This window comes from Allostigmatella hybrida (genome assembly GCF_020103775.1).
Taxonomy (GTDB): Bacteria; Myxococcota; Myxococcia; order Myxococcales; family Myxococcaceae; genus Hyalangium; species Hyalangium aurantiaca.
The window spans coordinates 25209-51130 of the sequence record NZ_JAHXBH010000019.1; the positions used below are offsets into that span (position 1 = coordinate 25209).

Genomic DNA, 25922 nt, shown 5'->3' on the forward strand with positions numbered 1-25922 from the left:
GTGTTTCACGTCCTCGGATTTTGACGGGACTTTACTGGCTCTCCCAGTAATCGACAGCCTACATTCCCTGCCGCCCACTCTCCCGGAGCGGGATTCTGCTCCTCCGGGGCTGTGACACCACACAGCGTGGCCCACCTGAAACACAAGGCAGAGGGAATGCTCGCTCAATCAATCAGGCGCGGTGGAGGACTGCTCACGCTGGCATGCTCGTTGTTCCTGGGCATGCCGGGGGAGGCCCAAGCTCAAACCTATGTCCACCTGTTCGAGTGGCGCTGGCCCGACGTCGCCAAGGAGTGCGAGACATTTCTGGGGCCCAAGGGCTACACGGCGGTCCAGATCTCCCCGCCCAACGAGCACATCTCGGGTTCGGAGTGGTGGGCGCGCTACCAGCCGGTGAGCTACAAGCTGGACAGCCGTGGCGGCTCGCGCGCCCAGTTCATCGACATGGTGCAGCGCTGCAACGCGGCCGGGGTCGCCATCTACGCGGACCTGGTCATCAACCACACCGCCGCGGGCACCGGGGGCACTGGCTCGGGAGGCTCCACCTGGAGCAACCGGCGCCACCCCATGTTCGGTCCCCAGGACTACCACTCGCCCATCTGCAGCATCAGCAACTACCAGGATGCCTGGAACGTGCAGAGCTGCGATCTCGTCGGGCTGCCGGACCTGAACACCGGGTCGAGCACCGTGCAGCAGACGATCGCCAACTACGTCAACGACTTGACGGCCATTGGCGTGAAGGGCTTCCGCATCGACGCGGCCAAGCACATGAGCGCCGGGGACATTTCGGGCATCCGGGGCCGGTTCACCGGCTCGCCCTACGTCTTCCTGGAAGTGATTGACCTGGGCGGCGAGGCGGTGACGGCCAGCCAGTACTTCGGCCTCGGCACGGTGACGGAGTTCAAGTACAGCGCGAACATCGGCACCCAGTTCAAGGTTGGCCAGCTCAAGAACCTGAATGCCTTTGGCGAGAGCTGGGGCTTCATGGGTGGCGACAAGGCGGTGGTCTTCACCGACAACCACGACAACCAGCGGGGCCACGGCGCGGGCGGCGCCAACGTGCTGACGTACAAGGACGGCGGCCTCTACACGCTGGCCAACGTCTTCATGCTCGGCTGGCCGTACGGGTACCCGCAGGTGATGTCCAGCTATGCCTTCAGCAACGCGGACGTGGGCCCGCCGGGCAGCAACGTCCACAACGGCTCCATCGTGGACTGCTTCGGCAGCACCTGGCAGTGCGAGCACCGCCGGCAGGCCATCGCCAACATGGTGACCTTCCGCAAGGTCACGCAGGGCACGCCCGTGTCCCGGTGGTGGGACAACGGCAACAACCAGGTGGCCTTCGCGCGCACGGGCAAGGGCTTCGTCGTCATCAACCGCGAGGGCGGCACGCTCAGCCGCACCTTCGCCACCGGCCTGCCCGCGGGCACCTACTGCAACATCATCACCGGTGACTTCGTGAACAACGCCTGCACGGGGAGCACCGTCACGGTGGACGCCAGCGGCAACGCGGCCTTCAGCGTGCCGGGCATGACGGCGGCCGCCATCCACATCAACGCCAGGGGCACGGGCGGCGGGGGCTACACGAAGACCTATCCCCAGGTGTACTTCCGCGGCACCGCGAACAACTGGGGGGCCACGGCCATGACGCTGGTGGCGAACAACACCTGGCGGACGACGGCCACCTTCGGCGCCACCACCACCGAGCGCTTCAAGTTCGACATCTACGGCGACTGGACGCTGAACTTCGGCGACACCCAGCGGGACGGCATCGCCGAGAGCGGCGGCGGGGACATTCCCATCTCCCAGGCGGGCACCTATACCCTCACCTTCAACGACAGCACGCTGGCGTACACGGCGCAGCGGGACTCCAGCGGGGGCGGGGATGGCGGCAATGGCACCGTGGCCGTCACCTTCACCTGCAACAACGGAACGACCGTGGCGGGCCAGAGCGTCTACGTGGTGGGCAGCCTCAGCGCGCTGGGCACCTGGGCACCGGCGAGCGCCATCAAGCTCACGCCCACGAGCTATCCCACGTGGGCGGGCACCGTCACCCTGCCGGCCAGCACGGCGGTGCAGTGGAAGTGCCTCAAGCGCAACGAGGCCGATGCGACGCAAGGGCTCCAGTGGCAGGGGGGCGCCAACAACGCGCTGACCACCCCGGCCACGGGAACGGCCTCCGCCTCGGCCAGCTTCTAGGTCCGGAAGGTGCCCGCACGCCGTGACAGCGTGCGGGCATAGGGCTCAGGCCAGGTCGAACAGCAGCGCCTCCAGGGGCTCGGTGGCCGAGAGCACCAGCCGGGACTCGTTGGACACCGCCACCCCGTCGCCCGCGCTCACCGCCACGCCGTTGAGCGTCCCCGCCCCCCGGGCCATCTGCAGCCACGCATGCCGGCCGGGGGCCAGCGTGTATTCGGTCTGCTCGCCCTTGCCCAGCAGCGTGCTGTACAGCCGCATGTCCTGGTTCACCTTCAGCGAGCCCTCCGCCCCTTCCGGCGACACCACCAGCCGGAAGCGCCCCTGGCGTTCCTGCTCCGGGAAGGCCTTCTGCTCGTAGCTCGGCGTCAGCCCCTGGCGCTCCGGGAGGATCCAGATCTGCAGCAGGTGCAGTTCCTCCCCCGTGGGGTTCTGCTCGCTGTGGAGCACGCCCGTGCCCGCCGTCATCCGCTGCAGCTCTCCCGCGCGCAGCACGCCCACCGAGCCCATGCTGTCGCGGTGCTCCACGGCGCCCGAGAGCACATAGGTGATGATCTCCATGTCCCGGTGCGGGTGCGTGCCAAAGCCCCGGCGCGGCGCCACGCGGTCCTCGTTGATGACGCGCAGCGCGCGGAAGTTCATGTGCGCCGGGTCGTAGTACCCCGCGAACGAGAAGGTGTGGTGGGCATCCAGCCAGCCATGGTTCGCATGGCCACGCGCATTCGACGGACGAACGGTCAACATGGTGGGTCTCCTGTTCCCAAGAACTGCATCCGGGAATCATCATGCCGGCGAGTCCCCCGCCGGACCAGCCGCCGGCGGCGGGAAGGACCCTTCCACCCATGGAACAATGGGCCTGGATTGGCTCACACCTTGTGCGGCCACCGCTCCTTGAGGAAGTCCACGAAGGCCATCACCTTCGGCGAGTGGTGCCGGGTGGCCGGGTAGACCGCATTCACCGGCGCCCCGGGGGAACTCCACTCCGGCAGGAGGCGTTGCAGCCGCCCGGCGTCGATGTCCTTGGCATAGTGGGTGTTGGGCAGCAGGGCGATGCCAAAGCCCGCCAGCGCCACCGCGCGCAACATGTCGGGCTCGTTCACGGTGAGCCGGGCCCGGATGGCCACATCCGCCGTCCGGCTGCCGGAATGCAACGTCCAAACGTTGCCCAACGCGCCCGCGCCAAAGAGCAGACAGTCATGCGCGGCGAGCTCCTTGGGGGACTTGGGCGCGCCGCGCTCCTGGATGTAGCGGGGCGAGGCCATGGCCACGCGCTCGATGCTCCCGAGCCGCCGGGCGATGAGCGACGAGGAGTCCGCCAGCTTGCCCGCGCGCACGGCCAAGTCGAACCCCTCCTCCACCAGATCGACGGTGCGGTCCGTGCACACCATCTCGATTTGCACATCGGGGTAGCGCGACAGGAACTCCGCCACCATGCTCCCCATGAAGTTGAAGGCCAGCGGGGCCGTGACGCGCAGGAGCCCATGCGGCGCGGACTGCATGCGGGTAACGGCCAGCTCCGCCTGCTCGGCCTCGGCGACAATCCGGGCGCAGTGCTCGTAGTAGGCCTGCCCCACGTCCGTGAGCCGCAGCTTGCGCGTGGTGCGCTGCAGGAGCTGGGCGCCCACGCGCTCCTCCAGCTCGGACACCTTGCGGCTCACGGTGGACTTGGGCATGCGCAGCCCGCGCGCCGCGGACGTGAAGCTGCCGGCCTGGACGACCTTCGCGAAGACGAGGAGTTCGTTGAGATCCATGGAGGGTGCCAACGCCGGGGGTTTGTTCCACCCATGGAACAGAACATCCAGCCCAGCCCATCTAATCAAGCCCGGGGGAGCCCGCTACCTTCCAGCTCATCCAACCCGCTTCTCCGAGGACAAGACCATGGCCACCACCACCTGGAACATCGACCCCACCCACTCCGGCGTCCACTTCACCGTGCGCCACATGGTCATCTCCAAGGTGCGCGGAAACTTCCGCAAGTTCACCGGCACGGTCTCCCTGGACGAGCAGGCGCTGAGCGCCTCGTCGGTGACGGCCACCATCGAGACGGTGAGCATCGACACGGGCGTCGAGCAGCGCGACAACCACCTGCGCTCGCCGGACTTCTTCGATGCGGCGAAGTTCCCCACCATCACCTTCCAGAGCACGAAGGTGGAGAAGGGCGCGGGCGAGGGCTTCCGGGTGACCGGCAAGCTGACCATCCGCGACGTCACCCGCGAGGTGGTGCTGGAGGCCGAGCAGCTCGGCATCGGCAAGGACCCCTGGGGCAACACCAAGGCCGCCTTCGAGGCGAAGACCTCCATCGACCGCAAGGAGTTTGGCCTGACGTGGAACCAGGCGCTGGAGGCGGGCGGCGTGCTCGTCGGCGAGAAGATCGAGATCGGCCTGGAGATCCAGGCGGTCAAGGCGCAGGCCGCCGACAAGGCCGCCTGAGCCCCTTCCCCTGTCACCGCGCGGCTAGGACGGGCCGGTCTTGCCGCCGGCCCCGAAGGGCGCGCGGTAGCCGGACCGGGCCACCACGAAGTCCCGGGAGCGGTACACCCGCTCCCGCAGGGCGGACAGGTCCACCCCGGTCAGCTGGCCGCCCCGCTTGAGCACCTTCCCCGCCACCAGCACGGTGTCCACGTTGCTGGTGTCCATGCCCAGCACGGCGGCGCCCACGGCGCTGTTCACCGGCAGCACGTTGATGAGGTCCGTGCGCAGCAAAATGATGTCGGCCTGCTTGCCCGGCGTGAGCGTTCCCACCTTGTGCCCCAGCCCGTTGGCCCGCGCGCCTTCGACCGTCGCGAACTCCAGCACCTCCCGCGCGGTGAGCAGCCTGGGCGCCACGCCTCCCGCATGACCCCGGGCGTGCGCCAGCCCGCGCTGCAACGCGAACACCGCGCGCATCTGAGTGAAGAAGTCCCCGGGCACCGAGGTCTCCACATCCACGCTCAGGCTGGGCCGGAGGCCCGCGTCCAGCGAGGCCTGAATGGGCGGCATGCCATGCCCCATCTGCAGCTCCACCGGCGCGGAGAGCGACACCGTGCCCCCGGTGTCCGCGATGGCCTTCCACTCCTCCGGGGAGAACATGCCGCAGTGGATATAGGTGACATCCGGCCCCAGCACCCCGGTGCGGGCGGCCTCCGCGAACCGGCCGGGGGGAATGCCCGGGAAGCCCGCGTGCACGCTGATCCGCGCGCCCGCCTCCCGGGCAAACCGCCACGTCCGGGCGGTGTCCTCCAGCGCCCCCTGCTCCGGGCTCATCCCGGCCCACGCCAGCGTCAGCAATTGCTCCTTCGATGCGAAGGACTGCGCGCTGATGCGGCGCAGGTCCTCGGGGTAGCGGGGGTTGAGCCCCTCCCGGGACGGCGCGCCATAGGCAAACACGGCCCGCATCCCGGAGTCCCGCAGCGCCTGAAGCGAGGCGTCGGTGTGCTCCGGAGAGTTCTGGATGTGCGCCCAGTCGAGAAGGGTCGTCACCCCCGCGTTGAGGGCACCCAGCGCGCTCACGAGCGTGCCCACGTAGACATCCTCGGGGCGGTAGACGGGGCCCAGGACGCCCATGATGTCCCGGAAGTAATCCTCCAGCGTCCCATCCGGCAGGATGTTGCGCAGGATGCCCTCCCACAGGTGCCGGTGGGTGTCCACGAAGCCCGGCAGGACGAGCCGGTTCGAGGCGTCGATGACCTCCGCGCCCGGCACCTTCAGCGTGGGCTGGATGGCCGCGATGCGCTCCCCCTCGATCAGCACATCCGCCCGCTCGAAATCCCCCACGGATGAATCGAGGGACAGGACACACCCTCCCTTCAACACGATCGACCCCATGCGCACCCCTTCCGGCAGACGAAATTCCCCCCCGCCCTACCGGAACAGCCCCCCGGCTGGCGACAGCGCCGCACCCCTTCCGTGACGTGGGCCACACTCCCGGAGGTATGCTGTGCCCATGAACGCGACGCGCCGGCGGTTTCTCCGTGACTCGGTCCTGACAGGAATGTCCCTGGCGATGGGATGCCGTGCGAGCACGGAGCCCGGCGCCCAGGCGCCCCTCTTCGTCCCCACCTCGGACCGGACCGTGGTGCGCACGCTCGCGGGGGTGCCCGCCACGGACGGCGCGGGGGTGAAGCTCACGCGCGTCATCCACCAGCCCGCGCTGCGCCACCTGGATCCGTTCCTGATGCTCGACCGGTTCCACTCCGACGACGCCAACGCGTACATCGCCGGCTTTCCGGACCACCCCCACCGCGGCTTCGAGACGGTGACGGTGATGATGGACGGGCGCATGCGCCACCGCGACAGCCGGGGCAACTCGGGGCTCATCCAGGGCCGGGGCGCCCAGTGGATGACCGCCGGCCGCGGCATCATCCACTCGGAGATGCCCGAGCAGGAGGCGGGGCTGATGTCGGGCTTCCAGCTGTGGATCAACCTGCCGGCGAAGGAGAAGCTGTGCCCGCCGTACTACCAGGACTTGCCGCCGGACCGGCTCGCCGAGGCGAAGCTCTCGCCCGCGGGCAGCCACCTGCGCGTCATCGCCGGCAGCCCCCAGGGCCTCGCGGGCCCCGTCCGGGACCGGCCCACCCAGCCCACCCTGCTCACGCTCGCGCTGGAGGATGATCAGCCCTTCGAGCTGGAGCTGCCCGAGGCCCACGTGGCCTTCGCCTTCGTCCATGGCGGCCAGGTGCACGTGGGCCCCGGCGACAAGGCCTCGGCGGTGCGAGAGGGCCAGCTGGCCCTGCTCGGGCCAGGCAAGCGCCTGCGCCTCCAGGCCCGGGACCGGCGCAGCGCGGTGCTGGTGGCGGCGGCCAGGCCGCTCCACGAGCCCATCGTCCAGCACGGCCCCTTTGTCATGAACACGGAGGCGGAAATCCGCCAGGCCATCGCCGACTACCAGCGGGGCGTGCTCGACAGGATTTGAGGGCGCCGCGCGACGCCGCGGGAGGGGTTGCCAAACCGTGTCAGAAGACCGTCCCAGGACGCCTCCGGGAGTCCTGGGATGTCAGATGCCTCGCGTACTGTGATTCCCACGTCGCCGCTTGAAAACAGCGGCTTCTCCCTCGATGGGCGCGTGCCGCGTCCATGGGGGTCCACGCCCTTTTCATAGGTGTCTGCAGCCATGGAACAGCGACTGGCGACCATCATCGGAGCGGCCGTGCGCGCGGCCCGGCAGCGGTTGGACCTGACCCAGGCGGATGTGGCGGAGCGGGTGGGCATCGCCACGGAGGTGTACGGAAGGCTCGAGCGCGGCCACATGCTGCCCAGCGTGAAGACGCTGCGGCGCCTGTGCCTCGTGCTCAGCTGCTCCTCGGACGTGCTGCTCGGCGTCACCTCCCCGGACAAGCCCGTGGAGGTGGTCGAGGATCCGCACGAGTACGGGGAGCGGCCCGAGGTCCGCCGGGTGCTGCGCACCCTGCGGCGGCTGGAGCCCGCGCAGCTCAAGCTCATCAGCCAGGTGGCGGGGGCCATCCGCTAAACGCCCGGGGGATCGCTTTTTCGCAACTTCTTGGCGCCTGAAAAGAAGCCGGGAGGCACCGCGAGACGTACATCAGCGGTGTGACTCCTCCTTCCTCGGCGTCTCCCTCGTTGGACTGGCCCAGCCTTGCTGTTCACGCGCTCTGGTGGGGCTGGTTCCCCGCCTTTCTCGTCACCTGGGAGGCGCTGCCGTGGGGAGGGAGGCTGGGCCTGCTCGTGCTGGGGTGGGCGGTGATGTTCTGGAACTACGCCGTGCTGCACAACCACATGCACGTGCCCATCGCGAAGCCCGCCCTCCTCCGGGCCGTGGTCTCCCGAACGCTCGGGCTCGCGTGTGGGTTCCCCTTCCGGGGCTACTCGCTGCACCACTTCAACCACCACAAGTTCAACGACGGGCCCGGGGACTGGGGCCAGCGCCGCCCCGGCGAGAGCGTGCCGCGCTACCTCGTGCGCTCCGCGCTGACGCCCTGGGTGTGGCCCTTCGGCGTGCTGCGCCAGGTGTGGCGGGCCGCGAAGACGCGCCGCCGCCGGCTGGAGCTGCTGCTGGACTTCGCGGTGGTGGATGGCACCCTGCTCGCGCTGCTCTGCTGGAGGCCCGCCCAGGGGCTGGCCCTGCTGGGCCTGTGGCTCGCAGGCCAGGTCTCCATCCACTGGCTCAACCTCGCGGCCCACTTCGACACGGACGCCCGCCACCGGGATGCGCTCGCCACCACCTCTTTTTCCACGTTTTACAATTTTTTCTTCTTCAACGCGGGGCACCACCAGGCGCACCACCTGTGGCCGCAGGCGCCGTGGCGGGAACTGTCGTCCGCCACGCAGAAGCTGGCGGCGGCGGGGCGCATTCGTCCAGCACTGCAAACCTCCCAGGCCCCCATCAATCCCCGGTGGGTGACGCGCGTGGTCAGGCGCTATGGTGCGGCACCGTGCGCTCGGCAGACGGAGTCGACGATTACCTCGGGGACCCCATCGGCCGGTACCTGATGGGCGATGGGTTTCTCCACTGGTACGCCGAGGCGGACCTGTGCGGGTTCGTCCTCTGGGGCCGCCCGGCGGAATCCCAGGTCCGGCGGCTCATCGAGGTGCTGGACGTGGAGCGGACGCCCCGGGCCCCGCATGGCTCGCTGGTGGATGCGCGGTGGCTGGAGGCGCCGGACCCGGCGGCCTTCACCCTGTTCGTGAAGTACATGCAGCAGCGCGAGCGCGAGTTCGCCTCCTCCGTGGTGCGCCAGGCGCTGGTGCGGCCCGAGGGGCTGGTGGGCGCCACCGTGGGCGGCTTCTACAGCCTGCTGAGCCCCTCCTACCCCAGCAAGGTGTTCACCCGCACGGAGGAGGCCATGGCGTGGCTGGGCCTGCCGGAGGCGCGCTCGGCGCCGCTGCTCGCGGAGATTCAGCTGCTCATCGACGCGGCCACGGGCCAGTCCCCGGTGTTGCAGGAGCTGCACCGGGTGCTGCGGCCCCGGCTGGTGAACGCCAACCTGGCGGACACCGCGCGCGAGATGGGCATGTCCGAGCGCACGCTCCAGCGCCGGTTGAAGGAGGCGGGCACCTCCTTCCAGGCGGAGCTCAACGCGGTGCAGGTGCGCACCGCGCAGGCGCTGCTCCTGGAGACGGACATGAAGCTCACCGCGGTGGCGGTGGATGTCGGCTGCGCCTCGCTGCAGCACTTCAGCAGCCTGTTCCGCAAGCTCGTGGGCGAGTCCCCCAGCACCTGGAGGGACCAGCACCGCCACGCCCCCGCCCCGGCGGAGGCGAAGCAGGAGCGCGAGGAGACGGGCCGTTCCTAGGCGAAGGCCTTCTTCGCCGCGGGGCGCGCGGTGACGCGCCCGAGGTAGGACTGCAGGGCCGGGAACTCCTTGCCCTGGCCGAGCATGGTGCCGAAGAACAGCACCGCGCCCACGACGATGTCCGCGGCGGAGAAGCGGTCCCCGACGATGTACTCGCGGTTCTTCATCCGCTCCTCCAGGACGGCACACACGACCTTGTAGCGGGCCACCGCCTTGGCCATGGCCTCGGGGCTGCGCTGGTCCTCGGGGATGAACCGGGTCTGCATGAGGATGGTGACGAGGCTCGGCTCCAGCTCCGTCATGGCGAAGGAGATCCACTGGTAGTACTCGCCGCGCTCCTTCGAGCCCAGCGCCGGGGCAAAGCCCTTGTCCGCGTACTTGTCGGCCAGGTACTGCACGATGGCCGCGGACTCGAAGAAGATGTGCCCACCGTCATCCAGCGCGGGCACATACCCCAGCGGGTGGACCTTCATGTACGACTCCTGCTTCTGCTCCCCCTTCATCACGTCGATGAGCGCCAGCTCGTAGGGCACGCCCAGCTCCTCGAGCATCCAGCGGGGACGGGTGGCACGGGTCTGCGGGCAGAAATAGAGCTTCATCGTGGAACTCCCCTTGTCAGCGCCGGAGGCGCCGGGACTGGCCCAGGCGGATGGCGCCGGGCTCCCGCGTTTTTGCCGGCTTCCCGACAGAGGACAAGATCGGGTCCGGACAGACCGCCTTCAACCGGCAGCCCCGGCACTCCGCCCCATCCCACACCGCCGCATAGAGCGCCGTGACGCGGTCGATGACGTCGAAGTCCTCGGTGACGAAGCCCAGCTCGAAGTTGCGGACATCCTCCCCCTTGGCGCCCAGCCCCGCGCCGGTGAGGTTGGCGCTGCCCACGTAGGCCCACGCCCCATCCACCACCACCGCCTTGAAGTGCACGCGCGGGCACACCTTCAGCTCCAGCCCCCCGCGCACCAGCCGGGAGCGCGCGTCGAACGCCTCGCGGAAGGGCCGGCTGGGCAGCTCCGCGTGCAGCAGCCGCAGCGCCACCCCGCGCGCCGCCAGCCGGTCGAACAGCTCCAGCACCGGGGCGAACTGGCCCCCCTGCTCCACGAACATCGCCTTCACGTTCGCGGTGGCCACCCACACGGACTCCCGGGCGTGCGCCAGCTTGCCCAGCACCACTTCCCGGTAGAGCGCCCGGCCCTGGAGGAGTTCTGCCTGGAGAGGCCGCATCATTATCCTACATTCTCGCACAGCCGCCCTGGACTTCCAAGCGATTGACGGGGCCCCCTCCAGGCTCTACGGACCCTGCTGCCAAGGAGCATGCCCATGATGGAAAACACGAACAAGGTGGCACCGGTGCCCGAGGACTTCGTGGACCCGAAGCGCGTGCGCGCGGTGTTCGAGGCGCAGCGGGCCCACCGCTGGACGATGTCGCGCACCACGGCCGCGGAGCGCATCGCGCGGCTGCGCAAGCTCAAGACGGCCATCCTGGAGCGGCGCGAGGCGCTGGCGGCCGCCATCCACGCAGACTTCCGCAAGCCGGGCATGGAGGTGGACCTGTCGGAAGTGCAGGCGGTGATGGGGGAGCTGAACCACACGGTGAAGCACCTCAAGGCGTGGATGAAGCCCCAGCGCGTGGGCACCCCGCCGCTGCTGGCGGGCACCGTGAGCCACATCCGCCCCGAGGCCAAGGGCGTGGTGCTCATCATCTCCCCGTGGAACTACCCGTTCGCGCTGGCCATCAACCCGCTCATCGCCGCGGTGGCCGCGGGCAACTGCGTGGTGCTCAAGCCCAGCGAGAAGACGCCCCACACCGCCGCCTTCCTGGAGACGCTCGTCCGGGACGTGTTCGAGGAGCGCGAGGTGGCGCTGCTGCGCGGCGGCGCGGCCCTGGGCGATGCGCTGCTGGAGCAGCCCTTCGACCACTTCTTCTTCACGGGCAACCCGCGCATCGGCCAGCGGGTGATGATGGCCGCGGCGCGGCACCTGGCCGGGGTAACGCTGGAGCTCGGCGGCAAGTCCCCGGTCATCGTGGATGCCAGTGCGGACGTGAAGGCCGCGGCCGAGCGCATCATGTGGGGCAAGTGCATCAACGCGGGGCAGACGTGCATCGCCCCGGACTACATCTTCGTCCACGCCTCGCGGGAGCGGGAGTTCCTGGAGCACGCCAAGCAGACCCTGGCGGCCTTCTACGGCGCCGAGGAGAAGGCGCGCCAGGACAGCCCGGACTTCGCCCGGCTGGTGGACGACGGGGCATTCCAGCGCATCCGGGACGTGATTGCCCGCTCGGTGGCCTCGGGGGCGAAGCTCGAGGTGGGCGGCCAGGAGGATGCCGCGGCGCGGTATGTGGCCCCCACGCTGCTGTCGGGCGTGCGGCCGGACATGGCCGTCATGGAGGCGGAAATCTTCGGCCCCGTGCTGCCCATCCTGACGTTCCGCGAGCTGGACGAGGTGTACGGCCACATCAACGCGGGCGGAAAGCCCCTGGCCCTCTACATCTTCAGCCAGGATGGCCGGCGCGTGGACGAGATTCTCCAGCGCACCACCTCGGGCGGGGCGGTGGTGAACAACGTGCTCTTGCAGTTCGTCAACCCGAACCTGCCCTTTGGCGGCGTGGGCATGAGTGGCCTGGGCAACTACCACGGCCACCACGGCTTCCGGACGTTCAGCCACGAGCGCGCGGTGATGACGCAGGCGCTGCCCTCGGCCGCCTCGGTCTTCTACCCCCCCTACACGGGAAAGGGCATGAAGGGGCTTGCGGCGCGGCTGGCGCGTTGGCTTGAGTAACGCGCCGCCTCGGGAAGAGGCGCGGGCCCCCCGGCGTTGGGGGGTTCGCAAGCAGGAGCAGGAGAGCAAGCCATGCGCCTCGTGGTACCCGAAGCAGCGCAGGACACCCACCACCCCCTGCGGGACTCCTTCGAGCGGCTCCAGGCGCGCCGCTGGGACATGGCCCAGACGAACGCGGCGGAGCGGCTCTCCCGGCTCGCGCGGCTGAAGACGAACCTGCTGGCCCGGCGCGAGGCGCTCGCCGAGGCGCTGTTCGCGGACTTCCGCAAGCCGCGCGCGGAGGTGGAGAGCACCGAGGTGCTGCCGGTGCTGCTGGAGCTGGCGCACACCGCCCGGCACCTGAAGACGTGGATGAAGCCGCGCCGGGTGGGCGCCCCGCTGCTGCTGGCCGGCACGCGCAGCGAGGTGCACGCCGAGGCCAAGGGCGTGGTGCTCATCCTCTCGCCGTGGAACTACCCGTTCTGCCTGGCCATCAACCCGCTCATCGCCGCGGTGGCCGCGGGCAACTGCGTGATGCTCAAGCCCAGCGAGCGCACGCCGCACACGGCCGCGTTCCTGGAGGCGCTGGTGCGTGACACCTTCGAGCCCTCCGAGGTAACGGTGGTGCAGGGCGGCCCGGAGGTGGGCGATGCGCTGCTGCAGCTGCCCTTCGACCACTTCTTCTTCACGGGTGGCGGCCGCGTGGGCCAGAAGGTGATGGCCGCGGCGGCGCGGCACCTGGCCAGCGTGACGCTGGAGCTGGGCGGCAAGTCCCCGGTCATCGTGGATTCCACCGCGGACGTGAAGGCCGCGGCCGAGCGCATCATCTGGGGCAAGTTCGTCAACGCGGGGCAGACGTGCATCGCCCCGGACCATGTGTACGTGCACGCCTCGCGCGAGGAGGAGCTGCTCGCGGGGATGAAAGATGCGCTGGAGCGCTTCTACGGCAGGACGGAGGAGGCCCGCCGCGCCAGCCCCGACCTGTGCCGCATGGTGGATGCCGCGGCCTTCACCCGGGTGCGGGGCCTGCTGGACCGGACGGTGCAGGCCGGCGCGCGGCTCGTGGCCGGCGGGGGCGTGGACGCGGCGAGCCGCTACATCGCCCCCACGGTGCTCGCGGACGTGACGGCGCGCTCGCCGGTGATGGAGGAGGAAATCTTCGGGCCGCTCTTGCCGGTGCTGCGCTACGAGCAGACGGACGCGCTCGTGGAGAGCCTGCGCGCGGACGGCAAGCCCCTGGCCCTCTACATTTTCAGCCAGGACGAGGCCGCGGTGGACTTCCTGCTCAAGCGCACGAGCGCGGGGGGAACGGTGGTGAACAACGTCCTCCTGCAAGTCACCAATCCGCACCTGCCCTTCGGGGGCGTGGGCCCCAGCGGCCTGGGCGCCTACCACGGCGAGGAGGGCTTCCGGGAGCTGAGCCACGCGCGCGCCGTGCTCTGGCAGGGGCGCGCCTCGCTCGCGCACTTCTTCTTTCCTCCGTACACCGGCAAGGCCCAGCAGCTCGCGCGCCTCGCCAGCCGCATGTTCGAGTAACCCGTGCTGACCTTCGAGCCCCACCCCCTGCTGGACCCGCTGGCCTTCACCGCCACCCTGCCCGCGCCGCTCTCCGCGCTGCCCTCGCCGGACTGGCTGACGGCCCTGCTGAAGGCGGAGGCACAGGCCCCCCTGTCCAGCGACGACGCGGTGCGAGGCGCCGTGCGCGACGTGCTCCGCCACGGGGGCTACAAGCCCACCGGCCGCGGCAAGCCCGCCTCGGAGTACCTCGTGCGCGCCGCGGGGGACGGGACGCTGGGCCCCATCAACGCCGCGGTGGACGCCTGCAACGCCGTCTCCCTGCACAGTGGCCTGCCCATCAGCGTGGTGGACCTGGACCGGGCCCGGGCCCCCTTCCGCGTGGGCATCGCCCCCGAGGGCGCGCAGTACGTCTTCAACGCCTCGGGGCAGACCATCGAGCTGTCCGGGCTCCTGTGCCTCTTCGACGCGGAGGGCCCCTGCTCCAACGCGGTGAAGGACGCCCAGCGCACGAAGACGTCCCCGGACACCCGCCGCACCCTCACCGTGCTGTGGGGGGCGAAGGCGCTGGGCGGCCGCACGGAGCGTGCGTTCGCCTGGTACCGCGAGCTGCTCGAGCGCCTGGGCGCCACGGTGGAGCGGCTGCCCGGCGCTTAGATGCGCAGCCCCGCGCGGAGGGTGTCGATGACAGCCCGTTGGCCCTGGGAGACATCCACCCCCAGCGCGTCCTGGGGCTCCTCCAGCACGTTGAATTGGCTGTCCAGGAGGCTCGGCGGCATGAAGTGGCCCCGGCGGGCCGCCAGCCGCTGGGCAATCAGCGAAGGAGCGCCCCGCAGGTACACCCACCGCACCTGCGCCGGATCCACCGAGAGCACCTGCCGGTAGCGTGCGCGCAGCGCCGAGCAGGCCAGCACCACGTTCTCGCCCCGCGCCACCGCCTCGGCGAGCACGCCGCGCAGCGTCTCCAGCCACGGCTCGCGGTCCTCGTCGGTGAGCGGCACCCCCGCGTGCATCTTCGCGACGTTCGCGGGAGGGTGAAAATCATCCCCTTCCAGGAAGCGCCATCCGAGGGTATGGGCCAACAGGCGGCCAATGGTCGTCTTGCCTGCCCCTGATACGCCCATGAGAATGACCACCATTCGCCACGATCCTCGCTTCCCGGTCCCCGCCTGCCATGGTGCCCCAGGAAGCGTTCCCTTTCCAACGGCTGCCCGGAGTGATTCCGGCAGGGGCTCCAGCCACGTGAGGGCACGCGGTAGCGTGCGGGCATCATGAGCGGGAGGTTCCTGAAAGCGCGAGGGAACGGCGGGTGGGCGCATCGGCTGTGGAGTGTCGTGTTGCTAGGCCTGCTGCTGGGGGCCTGCCGCGATGCCAGCAAGGCCTCGGGCACGGCGCTGTTCGTCACCATCGACTTCCCCACCACGCTGTTCATCGACCAGCTCGTCGTCTCGGGCAGCGTGGGCGAGAGCGGCATTGGCCCCTATGTGCTCCCCGGGCAGCCCGAGCGGCTGCTGACCAACGGCGAGACGTTCCGCATCCTGCTGCCTCCGGTGGAGAACGAGACGCCGGCGGAGGTGAACGTCGAGGGCCTGCATGAGGGCGCGCGGGTGGCGCTGGGCACCGGCTCGGTGCAGCTCCGGAAGGGCTACGAGGTGGAGCTCACCGTGCGGATGGAGTCCGCCCCGCCCGTGGACCCCTCCTTCTGCGTCGACTGCCCGTCGGGCTGCTGCATGAACGGCTACTGCACCAGGTCCACCTTCCAGACGTGTGGCACGGGCGGCATCAGCTGCACCTCGTGCAACCCGGCCACCGCGAACGCCTGCTCGGAGGATGGCTTCTGCGCCTGTGGCTCGACCCCCGCGTGTGACCCCATCGCCTCGGACCGGTGCGACAAGGGCAAGTGCCGGTGCGGTGGCAAGGACGCATGTCCCTCCGGCCTGCAGTGCGTGGGCGGCCAGTGCCAGTGCACCCCGGAGTCGTGCAGCGGGTGCTGCGATGGGAACACCTGCGTGCCGGGCAACCAGCGCGAGAAGTGCGGCTCGGGCGGCCAGGGGTGCAGGAGCTGCGGCTTCTTTCAGTGCAAGGCCGGCGGGACCTGCGGCTGACCGCCGCCTACCGGCAGTGTGAGAGCACTTCGATCATCAGCCGCTGGACGTCCGCCTTGTCGAAGGGCTTGTCCAGCACGCGGTGAGCGCCGTTGGCGAGGAACTCGCGCGCGCGCGGGGTGAAGCCCCCGCCCGTCATGAAGATGAACCGGTGGGCCAGCGCGGGCAGCCGGGCGGACACCTCGGCGTGGAAGTCCATGCCCGTCAGCTCCGGCATCAGCAAGTCGCAGAAGATGACGTCGTACTGCTCCCCGAGCAGCAGCAAATCCAACCCCTGGGCCCCGCCGTGGGCGATGTCCACCACGTGGTCCTCCAGCAGCCGGCCCAGCGCGGCGGCCACCTGGGGCTCGTCGTCCACGATGAGCACGCGCATGCGCGTGGGCACGGCCGCCACCGCGGGCTCGGGGCGGGTGCCCTGCTCGTGCCGGGACGGGGGCAGGGACACGCGGAACACCGTGCCCCGGCCCACCGTGGACTCCACGGTGATGTCGCCGCCGTGCGCGCGCACCAGGGTGAGGCAGATGGACAGCCCCAGCCCGGTGCCCACCCCTTGGGGCTTGGTGGTGAAGAAGGGATCGAAGATGCGGCCCAGGTTCTCGGGGGCAATGCCCCCGCCCGTGTCCCGCACCTCCACCACCGCCCACCCGCGCGCGTCCTCCACCGTCACCAGGCGGATTTCATTCTCGTCCACGCCGCCCTCGGGGATGGCGTGCGCGGCGTTGATGACGAGGTTGAGGAAGACCTGGAAAAGCTTGCCGTCGTTGCCGGTGATGGCCGGCAGCGGGCCGTACTCCTTCACCAGCCGGGCCCGGTGCTTCACCTCGCTGGTGGCCATCTGCGCCACCGAGTCCAGCACCCGGTGCAGGTCCACCTGCTCCTGGCGCTCCTCCTCCACGCGGGAGAACGTCTTGAGCTGGCGGACAATCTGCCGCACCCGCTCCGCGCCCTGGCGGGCCTCTTCGAGTGCCTGGCGCCAGTCCGGCACGCGCGCCAGGTCGAACTCCTCCGGCTGCAGCGTGGCATGGACGAACTCCAGGTTGGCGATGACGTAGGAGAGCGGGTTGTTCAGCTCGTGCGCGATGCCGGCCGACAGCGTCCCCATGGAGGCCATGCGGTCGCTGAGCATCAGCCGCGCCTGCATCTGCTTGCGCTCGGTGAAGTCCCTGGCGATGGTGACCAGGGCGGGCCAGCCCTCGAAGGTCATCTCCAGGGTGACGATGTCCGCCACCACCTCCTGCCCATCCGTGCGCACCAGCGTCACGTCCGAGGCGCGCACGGACGTCTGCCCGCTGCGGGCCTCGGCCACGTGCCGCATCAGCGAGTCCTGGTCCTTGAGGGGCAACAGCCGCTGCAGGGGCAGCCCCACGAGCCCCGCCTGGCCCTCGTACCCCAGGTAGCGCACCGCGGCCGGGTTCGCGTAGAGCACGTGCAGGTTGGCGTGCACCATCACCGGATCCGGGAACCCCTCGATGAGCAGGTGGAACCCCGCCTCGGTCCGCCGCAGCGTGGCCTCCGCGCGGGCCCGGAGCGCATCCGTGGAGCGCTGCTCCAGCGCCAGCGACAGGGCGCCCGCCGCGCCCGCCAGCAGGCTCACCGCCACCGCCTCCCAGCGGTGCGCCTCCACGCAGTTGTCGAAGCCGATGAAGCCGAACACCTCCCCGTTCACCCGCACTGGCAGCAGCAGCGCCGAGAGGATTCCCTGGCGGGCCAGGCCCGCCCGGAAGCGCGGGGGCGTCTCCGAGGCCAGGAACTGCAGCGGCTGGCCCGCGGACAGCAGGGCCGCCTGCTCCGGGAAGAGCTCCTCCTCCAGGGCAATCTCTCCGGGCATCTGGCTGCGGGCGGCGATGCCCGCCATGCACCACTCGGCGCGCTGAGTCACCCGCAGGCGCCCCATCACGTCCCGGTGCGCCTCGAAGACATAGGCCCGGCTGGCGCCCGAGGCCCGCCCCAGCGGGGCGAGGATGTCCTGGTAGAGGTAGCCCTCGGGCTCATGCATCAGCAGCCGGCGCTGCACCTCCACCACGGCGGCCAGGCAGCGCTCCCGGGTGGTGACGGCATCCTGCGCCCGGCGGCGCTCGGAGATGTCCGTGAGGATGCCCACCACCTCCCCGGCCAGGGACGGCGAGGCCTGGGCGAACAGCTCCACCCAACAGGTGCCCGTGCGGGTGAGGATGCGCACCTCGTGCCGGAAACCCTCCTGCTCCCGCGCCGCCAGCGCGCGCAGCCAGCCGCGCACCGGCTCGCGGTCCACCGGGTGCAGCGCATCCACCAGCGAGGTGCCCAGCGTCGAGGCCACCTTGAGATCCGTCAGCTCCTCCCACGAGGCGCCCAGGACGGTGAAGTGGCCGCGCGCGTCCAGCTGGAAAATGACCGCACGCAGGTGTTGGGCCAGCATGCGATAGCGCAGCGCATCCGCTTCCATGTCCGTGCTCACCAAGCTCAGTGGCTTCGGGCCCGGAGCCGTCCCCTGCGGACCCGCCCGGGGCCCCTGCCCCGGTCCTGGCACCCACTCCTCTGCCACTTCGCCTCCTCCCGTCCTGTGTTCCCAGGACGGTATGGCCAGGAGCCTTCCGGGCCGCTGAGGTTCCTACTGCCCTGTCATCCGTTGGCGGCCTGGCTCAGGGTCAGATAAGAGCCCAAGGTGTGTAAAAGTCAACCGTTGCTGAAAGTCCAACTTGCCCGGGGGCCTGGCAGCCGTCCGGACGTCTGCTTGCTTGCCCTGCGTGCCGGTTGTCAGGCGCCCGCACCCCTTCCTGACTACTGAATCGGTTGGAGAAAGGGAGACTCCCTTTGAGAGGACTGTCGCCGTGCGGACATCTCCATACACCGCCTTCCAGACCGCAGGGCCTGGGGACTGTTCTCCGCGCTTCGCCTTCTTACCTTGCTGCTCCCTCACCGTTTGCCTGGAGTCCCCTCACATGAAGAGCGCCCCCCTGCCCAGGAACGAGGAAGCTCGCCTGGAGAATCTGGTCTCTCATGGCATCCTCGATACTCCGCCAGAGCAGGGGTTCGATGATCTGGTGCGGCTGGCCTCCCTGTTCTGCGCGGCCCCGGTGGCGCTGGTGTCGCTCATCGACCAGGGCCGCCAGTGGTTCAAGGCGCGCGTGGGGACCGAGGCCACCGAGACGCCCCGGGACATCGCCTTCTGCTCCCACGCCATCCTGCAAGAGGGGCTCCTCGTGGTGCCGGATGCCCGCCAGGACGAGCGCTTCCACGACAACCCGCTCGTCATCGGAGATCCCCACATCCGCTTCTACGCGGGCACGCCCCTCAAGAGCCAGGGCGGGCACAACCTGGGCACCCTGTGCGTCATCGACAGCGTGCCGCGCGAGCTGAAGCCGGAGCAGGCCGAGGCGCTGCGGCTGCTGGGCCGGCAGGTGGAGTCCCAGCTCCAGCTTCGCCTGCACGCGCTGGAGCTGGCGCGCCGCGAGGCCGAGAGCCGCTCCCAGCGCGACGCGCTCGCGCGGATGCAGCGCCACAAGGACGAGCTGCTGCAGCTCGTCGCGAGGGACTTGCAGACGCCGCTGAGCACCATCCAGACGCACGCGGCGCTCATGCAGGTGCGGCCCCAGATTCCCGACGACGCGCGGGGGGCGGCGCGGGACATCCGCGAGACGGCCGAGGGCGTGCAGCGGCTGGTGGGCAACCTGCTGGAGGCCAGCCGCGAGGACTCGCCCCTGGTGCCCCGGCTGGCCGAGTTCGACTTCACCGCGCTCATCGCCGAGGTGGCGCGGGACTTCTCCATGCGCACGCACGGCACGCACCGCCAATTCACCCACGGCATCCGGGTGACGGAGCGGCTCGTCACCGCGGACCGGGACCTGCTGCGGCGTGCGGTGGAGAACCTGCTGGACAACTCGTTCCGCTTCACGGCGCTGGGCAGCGGCAAGGTGGCGCTGGAGGCCACGCAGCCCGAGCCGGGACTGCTGGAGGTGCGCATCCGCGACGAGGGCCCCGGCATCCCCTCCAACACCCGGCCCTACGTCTTCGAGACGCAGCTGCCCGAGGGCGTGCCCAGCGCCGCGCGCGCCCGGGCCAGCAACAGCCTGGGGCTGGCCTTCAGCCGGCGCGTCATCGAGGCGCACGGCGGGTGGATCTGGGTGGAGGACAACCAGCCCAAGGGCGCCCTGTTCTGCCTGCGCATCCCGGTGCGCCCGGCCAACACCCAGGCCCTGGCCTCCTAGCCTCCGCGGGCCGGGAGTCCCTCGGCCCCGGACCGAAGGGCCACGCCCCGCAGACCGAGCTGCTGGGCCATGAAGCGCAGCATCTCCTGTACCTCCCGCCGCGCATCGCCCGCGGGGGCGCTGAGGGGGCCCCGCGCGGGCGGCCCGCGCAGCGTGTCGACGAACAGGACGTCCGCGTCCTCCACGCGCGCGCGCCGCAGGACACAGTCCACCAGCACCTGCTCCTGCCCGTGCGCCCGCCCCAGGAGCTGGAGGCGCTCGCCGGCCGCGGTGACATCCACGGACACCCGCGGCGGGCCGTAGCCCTGGCGCTCCAGGGCGGGCCCCACGCCGGAGCGGAACAGGACGTACTCCAGGGACTGCTCGGTGTAGTGGCCCAGCAGCCGGGGAGGGTCCAGGTGCGCGAAGCCCAGCGCCCCCTCCAGGTCCTCCAGGGTGATGGCCTCCCAGGGCTGCGGCGGCGCGTGGGCCCCCAGCGGCGAGCGGTGCCGCGCGAGCATGCCGCGCGGATCAAACCGCTCGTCGATGGGCTCGTGGCCCCAGCCGTTCAGGACCAGCACCGAGCCGGCGAACACCTTCCAGGCCTCCGCGTGGTAGCCGCCCCCGGGCAGCCACACCGAGGGCACGCCGTGAAGCGCGCGCGCCACGGCCAGGTCCCTCCTGCGGGCCCCCTTCAGCGAGAGGCCCAGGCGGCCGAAGCGGTCTCCGCGCAGCACATCGCCCCCGGCGATGACGAAGGCGAGCTGCGCGGGGGGCATGCGCGAGAGCAGCGCCTCCAGCGCCGCGAGGTACTCGGCATCGCCACAGCCGTGGGCCAGCAGCACCTCCTGCGCACCGGGCACCTGGCCCCAGTCGCTGCCGGACAGGGAGCCCACCCAGACGCGCGGGTCGCCCGTGAGACACGCGGCGGTGCCATCCGAGGGGTGCGCATCGAGGTCAATCACCGCCACGGTGCCCGCGAAGCCCTCCTCGCGCAGGGCGGCGAGCGCCACGGCGATGTCGTTGAGCACGCAGAAGCCGCCGCCATGGTCCGGCGCGGCGTGGTGGAAGCCCCCGGCCATGTTGACGGCGGGGCGCCCGGTGGAGAGCGCCAGCCGGGCCGCCTCCAGCGTGCCGCCGCAGATGCGCCGCACCGCGTCCAGCACGATGTCCACCGGCACGTCCGCGGGCTCCACGGTGAAGATGCGCGCGAGCGTCTCGGGCGCGCCCAGCGACTCCAGGTAGGAGGCCCCATGCACCCGCGCCAGCTGCGCATAGGAAACGGGCCGGGGGCGGTGGAGCTCGGCGGCGCGGATGATGCCGGCCTCCAGCAGGTACCCGGTGGTGAAGTCCACCTGGCACGGCTCCAACCCGTGGGTAGCGCCGAGACGGGAGAGCGGCAGCCGGTAGGGCTCGTCATAGAAGACCGGCACCCGCGCCCGGTCCGGACGCAGCCGCCTCTTCCACTGCCGCAGCCAGGCTCTCATCAGCAGTGAAACCCTACGCCTGGAACACGGGGGGCGGGAACACTTTCCGCGCCCCTCCGCTCAAGGCCCTCACGCCGCGCCGCGTTAAGGGCGCTTCGCCTTCTGCCGTTTGAACGTGTTCGCCTGCTTACCGGGCGCGGAGCGGGTGGACTGGGGCCGCTTCGCCAGGATGCGCCGTTCAGCGCTTGCTCTTGGAGGTGCCGCGCTTGGCGGTACTCCGCTTGGCGGTGGTGGCCTTCTTCGCGGTGGTGCGCTTGGCGGCGCCGCGCTTGGCGGCCGTGGCGCGCTGGAGCGTCTTGCGCTTGCGCGTTGCCGCCCCCTTCTTCGCCGCGGCCGAGCGCTGGGCCTGGGTGCGGCCCGCCTGGCTCCGGGTGCCGCCCCGGCTCGAGGACTGGTGCGTCTCGGGCTTCCCGTAGCCGGAGCCCCCGGGCTTCTCGCCCCCATGCGACTCGGCGTTCACGGTGGCCCACGCCCGGGCCTTGGCCTCCTTCGCGTTGGTGCCGTGCTCCACGTAGCTGTCGGCGATGTGCTCCGCGCGCCGCTTTTGCTTGTCGGTGTATTTGCTCTTATCCCCACGAGGCATTGTGTCCTCCTTGCCACTGCACCCAAACACCTCACAAGGTTTGCATTCAGACGCGGGATGAACAGGGGGGGGAGCCCCTTGTCCCCAGGTTCCATGAAGGAAGAGAAAGGAAACACCATGCGCGCGCTGCAACTTCAGACGCTGGACGGGCCCGCGGGGCTCCACCTGCTCGACGTGCCGGAGCCCGAGGCGGACGGGGATGTGCTCATCGACGTGGTGGCCGCGGGGGTGAGCTTTCCGGACCTGCTGCTCACCCGGGGCCAGTACCAGGTGAAGCCGCCGCTGCCCTTCATCCCGGGGGTGGAGGTGGCCGGGGTGGTGCGCCGGGCCCCGGCGGGCGCGGCCGTGCGGGAGGGCGACCGGGTGATGGCCTTCACCATGTTCGGGGGCTTCGCGGAGGTGGCCAAGGCGCCGCCGGAGATGACCTTCCGCATCCCGGACGCGTGGAGCTTCGAGGCCGCCGCGGGCGGGGTGATGAACTACCACACCGCCCACTTCGCGCTGCACCGGCGCGGCCGGCTGAAGGCGGGCGAGGCCGTGCTCGTCCACGGGGCCGCGGGGGGCGTGGGCACCGCGACGATTCAGGTGGCGCGGGGGGCCGGGGCGCGCGTGCTCGCCGTGGCCAGCAGCCCCCAGAAGGCGGAGGTGGCCCGGAAGGCGGGCGCGCACGAGGTGCTGCTGTCCACGGAGGACTGGGTGAAGCAGGCCCGCGAGAAGACGGACGGCCGCGGCGTGGACGTGGTGATGGACCCGGTGGGCGGCGACATCTTCGACAAGAGCCTCAAGTGCCTCGCCCCGGAGGGCCGGGTGCTGGTGGTGGGCTTCGCCGGGGGGCGCATTCCCGAGGTGGCGGTGAACCGGCTGCTGCTGCGGAACATCGACGTGGTGGGGGTGGCCTGGGGCGCCTTCCTGATGACGGACCCGGCCCTCACGCCCGCCATCGCCCAGGACCTGGCGGCGCTGGCGGACCAGGGGCTGCTCGCGCCCGTCATCGGCCCCGCCTACCCGCTGGAGCAGGGCGCGCAGGCGCTGCGCGACCTGGAGGAGCGGCGCGCCACCGGCAAGGTGCTCCTGCGCGTGCGCCCCGGCTGAGGCAGGCCCTCCCCTCAGGGGGAGGCGGGCGTGGGAGGCTCGGGGGGAGGCTCGCCGGGCCCGCTGGCGCCCTTGCGCACCTCGTCCCGCAGGGCGGGGCTCTGGCGCTTCGCCCCGCTCACCAGCAGCGCGGCCAGCAGCGCCCAGGCCAGCCCCACCATCCACCCGCCGAGGACGTCGGTGAGGTAGTGCACCCCCAGGTACACCCGCGTCAGCCCGACCACGAAGCTCAGCAGCACCGCCATGCCCAGCACGTACGCCTTGAGCCGGCGGCGCTCGGTGAGCTGCGACACCAGGGCGCCCAGCGTGAGGTACACGATGGCCGACAGCATCGCGTGGCCGCTGGGGAAGCTCGGCGCGAAGGCCTCGGCCAGGTGGGGCACCACCGAGGGCCGCGGCCGGGCGAAGAAGTGCTTGAGCAGGGAATTCACCAGCGCGCCGCCCGCGGTGGAGCAGGCCACCAGCAGCAGCGAGCGGTAGCGGCGGATGAGCGCGAGGAAGCCACACACCGCCAGCGTGATGAGCGTGAGCACCGTGCCGCTGCCCAGCGATGTGATGTCCCGCGCGGAGGCCAGCAGCCACCTCGGGCCGATGGGCACCTGGGGGTCATCCGCCCGCCGCAGCGCGAGGACCACGGTCTCGTCGAAGCCTTGCGTCTCGCGCTCCACCACTTCGTCGGCCAGCATCGCGAAGCCCAGGCAACAGGCCACCACCGCGGCCAGCCCCCCTAGCAGGCGCAGCCGCTCCGGCCCCGTCAGCGGGGCGATCCACTTTCCCAGTCGATGCCGCATGGAGCCCCCACCCTATGCATTTCCCTGGCGGGACGGCGGACAGACCCACGCCGCCGCCAGGAAGTGCACAAAGCCGCCGCGGAAAGCCCCCCCGCATCCGCCTGGCGGCACCGCTAGATGCGGATCCGGTCCCTTCCGGCGCTGCCGAGCACGGCGCCCGTCACACAGAAGAAGTGGATGATGATGCCGGGAAACACCAGCGCCAGGTACCCCATGCCGGTGACGACAAACCAGAGCAGCGCGCCCCAGAATTGTCCTTTGTAGAGCTGCCCCAGCCCCGGACAGAAAAACGACAACACCCCAGCGAAGACAGGATTGAAACGGCGCTCTTGGACCAATTCATAGTTCATTGGAGCCTCCAGACCACACACGGCGCAGCGCCTACGGGCCCCAGCGTAGTCTGCTTAGCCACCGTTAGGGAATTCGCCCCCCCTCGCGGCAATGACTTCCATTCCGCTACAGGACTGTAGACACCAGGGCTCGCCGTGCGGGGCTGAACCCTTGAAGCAGGCAAAGGTTGTCCTGGCGCAACAGGCTGCTATCACTGCCTACAGGAGGAAGACCCTTGGCCATCGCCACCACCGAGCCCACCACCGGCACCACCTTGCGGACCTTCACTGCGCTCACCCCCGGGGAGCTCGAGGCCCGGCTGCGCCTGGCCGAGGAGACCTTCCGCACCTACCGCCACACCCCCTTCGCTGACCGCAAGCGCTGGCTGGCCCGGGCCGCGGAGCTGCTGGAGGCGGAGGCCGCCACCTTCGGGCGCATCATGACCCAGGAGATGGGCAAGCCCTTCGAGGCCGCCAAGGCCGAGGCCCAGAAGTGCGCCCAGGCGTGCCGCTACTACGTGGAGCACGGCGAGGCGTACCTGCGCGACGAGCCCATCGACACGGGCAAGGACCGCAGCTACGTGCGCTACGAGCCGCTGGGGCCCGTGCTGGCCATCATGCCGTGGAACTTCCCCTTCTGGCAGGTCGTCCGCTTCGCGGCCCCGGCGCTCATCGCCGGCAACGTGGGCCTGCTCAAGCACGCGCACAACGTGCCGCAGTGCGCGCTGGCGCTGGAGGACCTCTTCCTGCGCGCGGGCTTCCCCAAGGGCGCGTTCCAGAACCTGTTCATCGAGACGCGGGAGATTGAAAGCGTCATCTCGGACCGCCGGGTGAAGGCGGTCACCCTGACGGGCAGCGAAGGGGCCGGCCGGGCGGTCGGTGCCCAGGCAGGCAAGGCGCTGAAGAAGGTGGTGCTGGAGCTGGGCGGGAGCGACCCCTTCATCGTCATGCCCAGCGCGAAGCTGGAGGAGGCGGTGGAGACGGCGGTGAAGGCGCGGCTCATCAACAACGGCCAGTCCTGCATCGCCGCCAAGCGCTTCATCGTCCACGACGCCATCTACCCGGAGTTCGAGCGGCGCTTCGTGGAGCGCATGGCCCGGGTGAAGGTGGGCGACCCGATGGATCCCCAGACGGAGGTGGGCCCGCTGGCCACGGAAGGCATCCGCCAGGGCCTGCATGCCCAGGTGGAGAAGAGCCTCGCGGCGGGCGCGAAGGCGCCGGTGGGCGGCAAGCTCCCCACGGGCGCGGGGTATTACTACCCGCCCACGGTGCTCACGGACGTGCCCGATGAATCGCCCGCCGCGCGCGAGGAGCTGTTTGGCCCCGTGGCGGTGCTCTTCCGGGCGAAGGACGTGGAGCACGCCCTCGCGCTGGCCAACGACACCCCGTATGGCCTGGGCGCGAGCGTCTGGACGAAGGAGGAGGCGGAGGCCCAGCGGTTCATCGAGGGCATCGAGACGGGCATGGTGTTCGTCAACGCGATGGTGGCCTCGGATCCCCGGCTGCCCTTTGGCGGGGTGAAGCACTCGGGCCACGGGCGCGAGATGGCGCTGCACGGCCTGCGCGAGTTCCTCAACGCCAAGACGGTCCGCGTCAGCTCGGGCTCCGTCCCGCCCCCCACCCAGGCCTCCGCCAACGAATAGGCCCCTCCGGGCTCGCCTGTCCTCCCGGCAGG

At 70.6% G+C, this 25922-nt stretch carries 24 protein-coding genes; 13 read left to right on the top strand and 11 right to left on the bottom strand.

Annotated elements, in window-relative coordinates:
• Positions 1 to 156: 156 nt before the first annotated feature.
• Positions 157 to 2199: a carbohydrate-binding module family 20 domain-containing protein gene (locus tag KY661_RS24885; protein ID WP_225412589.1), complete on the top strand. Its 2043-nt coding sequence runs from the start codon at positions 157 to 159 to the stop codon at positions 2197 to 2199.
• Positions 2200 to 2244: 45 nt separating this feature from the next.
• Here KY661_RS24885 and KY661_RS24890 read toward each other — a convergent pair whose 3' ends face one another.
• Both KY661_RS24890 and KY661_RS24895 read right to left on the bottom strand, forming a co-directional pair.
• On the bottom strand, positions 2245 to 2940 hold the full coding sequence (locus tag KY661_RS24890; protein WP_075009054.1) for a pirin family protein: 696 nt from the start codon (positions 2938 to 2940) through the stop codon (positions 2245 to 2247).
• A gap of 122 nt (positions 2941 to 3062) precedes the next feature.
• Positions 3063 to 3947 (bottom strand): LysR family transcriptional regulator, encoded by an 885-nt coding sequence (locus tag KY661_RS24895; protein ID WP_225412590.1) that lies wholly within the window; start codon positions 3945 to 3947, stop codon positions 3063 to 3065.
• A gap of 127 nt (positions 3948 to 4074) precedes the next feature.
• Here KY661_RS24895 and KY661_RS24900 point away from each other — a divergent pair, with 127 nt between their 5' ends.
• Complete coding sequence (locus KY661_RS24900) at positions 4075 to 4626, top strand: YceI family protein (RefSeq protein WP_075009056.1); 552 nt, start codon at positions 4075 to 4077, stop codon at positions 4624 to 4626.
• A 24-nt stretch (positions 4627 to 4650) separates the two neighbouring features.
• On the opposite strand, the gene KY661_RS24905 is transcribed toward KY661_RS24900, so the two are convergent.
• A complete protein-coding gene (locus KY661_RS24905) occupies positions 4651 to 6000 on the bottom strand; it encodes an amidohydrolase family protein (RefSeq protein ID WP_225412591.1) in 1350 nt (449 codons plus the stop codon).
• Between the two features lie 118 nt (positions 6001 to 6118).
• Here KY661_RS24905 and KY661_RS24910 point away from each other — a divergent pair, with 118 nt between their 5' ends.
• The 4 genes from KY661_RS24910 to KY661_RS24925 all read left to right on the top strand — a co-directional run bounded on the left by KY661_RS24910 (position 6119) and on the right by KY661_RS24925 (position 9425).
• Positions 6119 to 7087 (top strand): pirin family protein, encoded by a 969-nt coding sequence (locus KY661_RS24910; RefSeq protein WP_225412592.1) that lies wholly within the window; start codon positions 6119 to 6121, stop codon positions 7085 to 7087.
• A gap of 198 nt (positions 7088 to 7285) precedes the next feature.
• Positions 7286 to 7642, top strand: coding sequence for a helix-turn-helix domain-containing protein (locus tag KY661_RS24915; protein ID WP_075009059.1), 357 nt, complete (start codon positions 7286 to 7288; stop codon positions 7640 to 7642).
• Positions 7643 to 7722: 80 nt separating this feature from the next.
• Entirely contained in the window at positions 7723 to 8622 is a 900-nt protein-coding gene (locus tag KY661_RS24920) for a fatty acid desaturase (RefSeq protein ID WP_225412593.1), read from the top strand.
• On the top strand, positions 8565 to 9425 hold the full coding sequence (locus KY661_RS24925; protein WP_225412594.1) for a helix-turn-helix transcriptional regulator: 861 nt from the start codon (positions 8565 to 8567) through the stop codon (positions 9423 to 9425). The genes KY661_RS24920 and KY661_RS24925 overlap by 58 nt, the downstream gene beginning before the upstream one ends.
• On the opposite strand, the gene KY661_RS24930 is transcribed toward KY661_RS24925, so the two are convergent.
• Both KY661_RS24930 and KY661_RS24935 read right to left on the bottom strand, forming a co-directional pair.
• Positions 9422 to 10024: a glutathione S-transferase family protein gene (locus KY661_RS24930; RefSeq protein ID WP_225412595.1), complete on the bottom strand. Its 603-nt coding sequence runs from the start codon at positions 10022 to 10024 to the stop codon at positions 9422 to 9424. The genes KY661_RS24925 and KY661_RS24930 overlap by 4 nt on opposite strands.
• 16 nt (positions 10025 to 10040) lie before the next feature.
• Entirely contained in the window at positions 10041 to 10646 is a 606-nt protein-coding gene (locus KY661_RS24935) for a phospholipase D-like domain-containing protein (RefSeq protein ID WP_075009180.1), read from the bottom strand.
• Between the two features lie 96 nt (positions 10647 to 10742).
• On the opposite strand from KY661_RS24935, the gene KY661_RS24940 reads away from it, so the two are divergent.
• From KY661_RS24940 to KY661_RS24950, 3 genes are all read left to right on the top strand, one after another.
• The gene (locus KY661_RS24940; protein ID WP_225412596.1) at positions 10743 to 12203 is read left to right on the top strand and encodes an aldehyde dehydrogenase family protein; all 1461 of its coding nucleotides are present in this window, start codon (positions 10743 to 10745) and stop codon (positions 12201 to 12203) included.
• Positions 12204 to 12275: 72 nt separating this feature from the next.
• Positions 12276 to 13718, top strand: a complete 1443-nt coding sequence (locus tag KY661_RS24945) for an aldehyde dehydrogenase family protein (RefSeq protein ID WP_225412597.1) — start codon at positions 12276 to 12278, stop codon at positions 13716 to 13718.
• A gap of 3 nt (positions 13719 to 13721) precedes the next feature.
• Positions 13722 to 14354, top strand: coding sequence for a phenylalanine--tRNA ligase beta subunit-related protein (locus tag KY661_RS24950; RefSeq protein WP_225412598.1), 633 nt, complete (start codon positions 13722 to 13724; stop codon positions 14352 to 14354).
• On the opposite strand, the gene KY661_RS24955 is transcribed toward KY661_RS24950, so the two are convergent.
• On the bottom strand, positions 14351 to 14836 hold the full coding sequence (locus KY661_RS24955) for a gluconokinase (RefSeq protein ID WP_225412599.1): 486 nt from the start codon (positions 14834 to 14836) through the stop codon (positions 14351 to 14353). The genes KY661_RS24950 and KY661_RS24955 overlap by 4 nt on opposite strands.
• Positions 14837 to 15031: 195 nt before the next feature.
• On the opposite strand from KY661_RS24955, the gene KY661_RS24960 reads away from it, so the two are divergent.
• Positions 15032 to 15802: a hypothetical protein gene (locus KY661_RS24960; protein WP_225412600.1), complete on the top strand. Its 771-nt coding sequence runs from the start codon at positions 15032 to 15034 to the stop codon at positions 15800 to 15802.
• A 7-nt stretch (positions 15803 to 15809) separates the two neighbouring features.
• Here the strand turns inward: KY661_RS24960 and KY661_RS24965 are convergent, their stop codons facing one another.
• Entirely contained in the window at positions 15810 to 18224 is a 2415-nt protein-coding gene (locus tag KY661_RS24965) for an ATP-binding protein (RefSeq protein ID WP_225412601.1), read from the bottom strand.
• Between the two features lie 496 nt (positions 18225 to 18720).
• Between KY661_RS24965 and KY661_RS24970 the strand changes: the two genes are divergently transcribed.
• Positions 18721 to 19986 carry a GAF domain-containing sensor histidine kinase gene (locus KY661_RS24970; protein ID WP_225412602.1) on the top strand — a complete coding sequence of 422 codons (1266 nt, stop codon included), beginning with the start codon at positions 18721 to 18723 and terminating at the stop codon, positions 19984 to 19986.
• Here KY661_RS24970 and KY661_RS24975 read toward each other — a convergent pair.
• Positions 19983 to 21452 carry a histone deacetylase family protein gene (locus KY661_RS24975; protein ID WP_225412603.1) on the bottom strand — a complete coding sequence of 490 codons (1470 nt, stop codon included), beginning with the start codon at positions 21450 to 21452 and terminating at the stop codon, positions 19983 to 19985. The two genes, KY661_RS24970 and KY661_RS24975, sit on opposite strands and share 4 nt — an antisense overlap.
• A 178-nt stretch (positions 21453 to 21630) precedes the next feature.
• Positions 21631 to 22035 carry a plasmid stabilization protein gene (locus KY661_RS24980; protein ID WP_225412604.1) on the bottom strand — a complete coding sequence of 135 codons (405 nt, stop codon included), beginning with the start codon at positions 22033 to 22035 and terminating at the stop codon, positions 21631 to 21633.
• 117 nt (positions 22036 to 22152) lie between these two features.
• Here KY661_RS24980 and KY661_RS24985 point away from each other — a divergent pair, with 117 nt between their 5' ends.
• Positions 22153 to 23127 carry an NADPH:quinone oxidoreductase family protein gene (locus KY661_RS24985; RefSeq protein WP_225412605.1) on the top strand — a complete coding sequence of 325 codons (975 nt, stop codon included), beginning with the start codon at positions 22153 to 22155 and terminating at the stop codon, positions 23125 to 23127.
• Positions 23128 to 23141: 14 nt separating this feature from the next.
• On the opposite strand, the gene KY661_RS24990 is transcribed toward KY661_RS24985, so the two are convergent.
• Together KY661_RS24990 and KY661_RS24995 are read right to left on the bottom strand one after the other, a co-directional pair.
• Positions 23142 to 23918, bottom strand: a complete 777-nt coding sequence (locus tag KY661_RS24990) for a phosphatase PAP2 family protein (protein ID WP_225412606.1) — start codon at positions 23916 to 23918, stop codon at positions 23142 to 23144.
• Positions 23919 to 24031: 113 nt separating this feature from the next.
• Positions 24032 to 24268 (bottom strand): hypothetical protein, encoded by a 237-nt coding sequence (locus tag KY661_RS24995; RefSeq protein ID WP_075009071.1) that lies wholly within the window; start codon positions 24266 to 24268, stop codon positions 24032 to 24034.
• Positions 24269 to 24483: 215 nt separating this feature from the next.
• Here KY661_RS24995 and KY661_RS25000 point away from each other — a divergent pair, with 215 nt between their 5' ends.
• Positions 24484 to 25890: an NAD-dependent succinate-semialdehyde dehydrogenase gene (locus KY661_RS25000; RefSeq protein WP_225412607.1), complete on the top strand. Its 1407-nt coding sequence runs from the start codon at positions 24484 to 24486 to the stop codon at positions 25888 to 25890.
• Positions 25891 to 25922: the final 32 nt, after the last annotated feature.

Bases quoted from the DNA above. Each gene is read 5' to 3' on its own strand.
- KY661_RS24985 (WP_225412605.1), top strand. From the start codon at position 22,153: ATGCGCGCGCTGCAACTTCAGACGCTGGACGGGCCCGCGGGGCTCCAC.
- KY661_RS24885 (WP_225412589.1), top strand. From the start codon at position 157: ATGCTCGCTCAATCAATCAGGCGCGGTGGAGGACTGCTCACGCTGGCA.
- KY661_RS24945 (WP_225412597.1), top strand. From the start codon at position 12,276: ATGCGCCTCGTGGTACCCGAAGCAGCGCAGGACACCCACCACCCCCTG.
- KY661_RS24970 (WP_225412602.1), top strand. From the start codon at position 18,721: ATGAAGAGCGCCCCCCTGCCCAGGAACGAGGAAGCTCGCCTGGAGAAT.
- KY661_RS24890 (WP_075009054.1), bottom strand. From the start codon at position 2,940: ATGTTGACCGTTCGTCCGTCGAATGCGCGTGGCCATGCGAACCATGGC.
- KY661_RS24895 (WP_225412590.1), bottom strand. From the start codon at position 3,947: ATGGATCTCAACGAACTCCTCGTCTTCGCGAAGGTCGTCCAGGCCGGC.
- KY661_RS24910 (WP_225412592.1), top strand. From the start codon at position 6,119: ATGAACGCGACGCGCCGGCGGTTTCTCCGTGACTCGGTCCTGACAGGA.
- KY661_RS24965 (WP_225412601.1), bottom strand. From the start codon at position 18,224: ATGGAAGCGGATGCGCTGCGCTATCGCATGCTGGCCCAACACCTGCGT.
- KY661_RS24990 (WP_225412606.1), bottom strand. From the start codon at position 23,918: ATGCGGCATCGACTGGGAAAGTGGATCGCCCCGCTGACGGGGCCGGAG.
- KY661_RS24980 (WP_225412604.1), bottom strand. From the start codon at position 22,035: ATGCCTCGTGGGGATAAGAGCAAATACACCGACAAGCAAAAGCGGCGC.
- KY661_RS24995 (WP_075009071.1), bottom strand. From the start codon at position 24,268: ATGAACTATGAATTGGTCCAAGAGCGCCGTTTCAATCCTGTCTTCGCT.
- KY661_RS24955 (WP_225412599.1), bottom strand. From the start codon at position 14,836: ATGGTGGTCATTCTCATGGGCGTATCAGGGGCAGGCAAGACGACCATT.
- KY661_RS24940 (WP_225412596.1), top strand. From the start codon at position 10,743: ATGATGGAAAACACGAACAAGGTGGCACCGGTGCCCGAGGACTTCGTG.
- KY661_RS24935 (WP_075009180.1), bottom strand. From the start codon at position 10,646: ATGCGGCCTCTCCAGGCAGAACTCCTCCAGGGCCGGGCGCTCTACCGG.
- KY661_RS24975 (WP_225412603.1), bottom strand. From the start codon at position 21,452: ATGAGAGCCTGGCTGCGGCAGTGGAAGAGGCGGCTGCGTCCGGACCGG.
- KY661_RS24905 (WP_225412591.1), bottom strand. From the start codon at position 6,000: ATGGGGTCGATCGTGTTGAAGGGAGGGTGTGTCCTGTCCCTCGATTCA.
- KY661_RS24900 (WP_075009056.1), top strand. From the start codon at position 4,075: ATGGCCACCACCACCTGGAACATCGACCCCACCCACTCCGGCGTCCAC.
- KY661_RS24915 (WP_075009059.1), top strand. From the start codon at position 7,286: ATGGAACAGCGACTGGCGACCATCATCGGAGCGGCCGTGCGCGCGGCC.
- KY661_RS24930 (WP_225412595.1), bottom strand. From the start codon at position 10,024: ATGAAGCTCTATTTCTGCCCGCAGACCCGTGCCACCCGTCCCCGCTGG.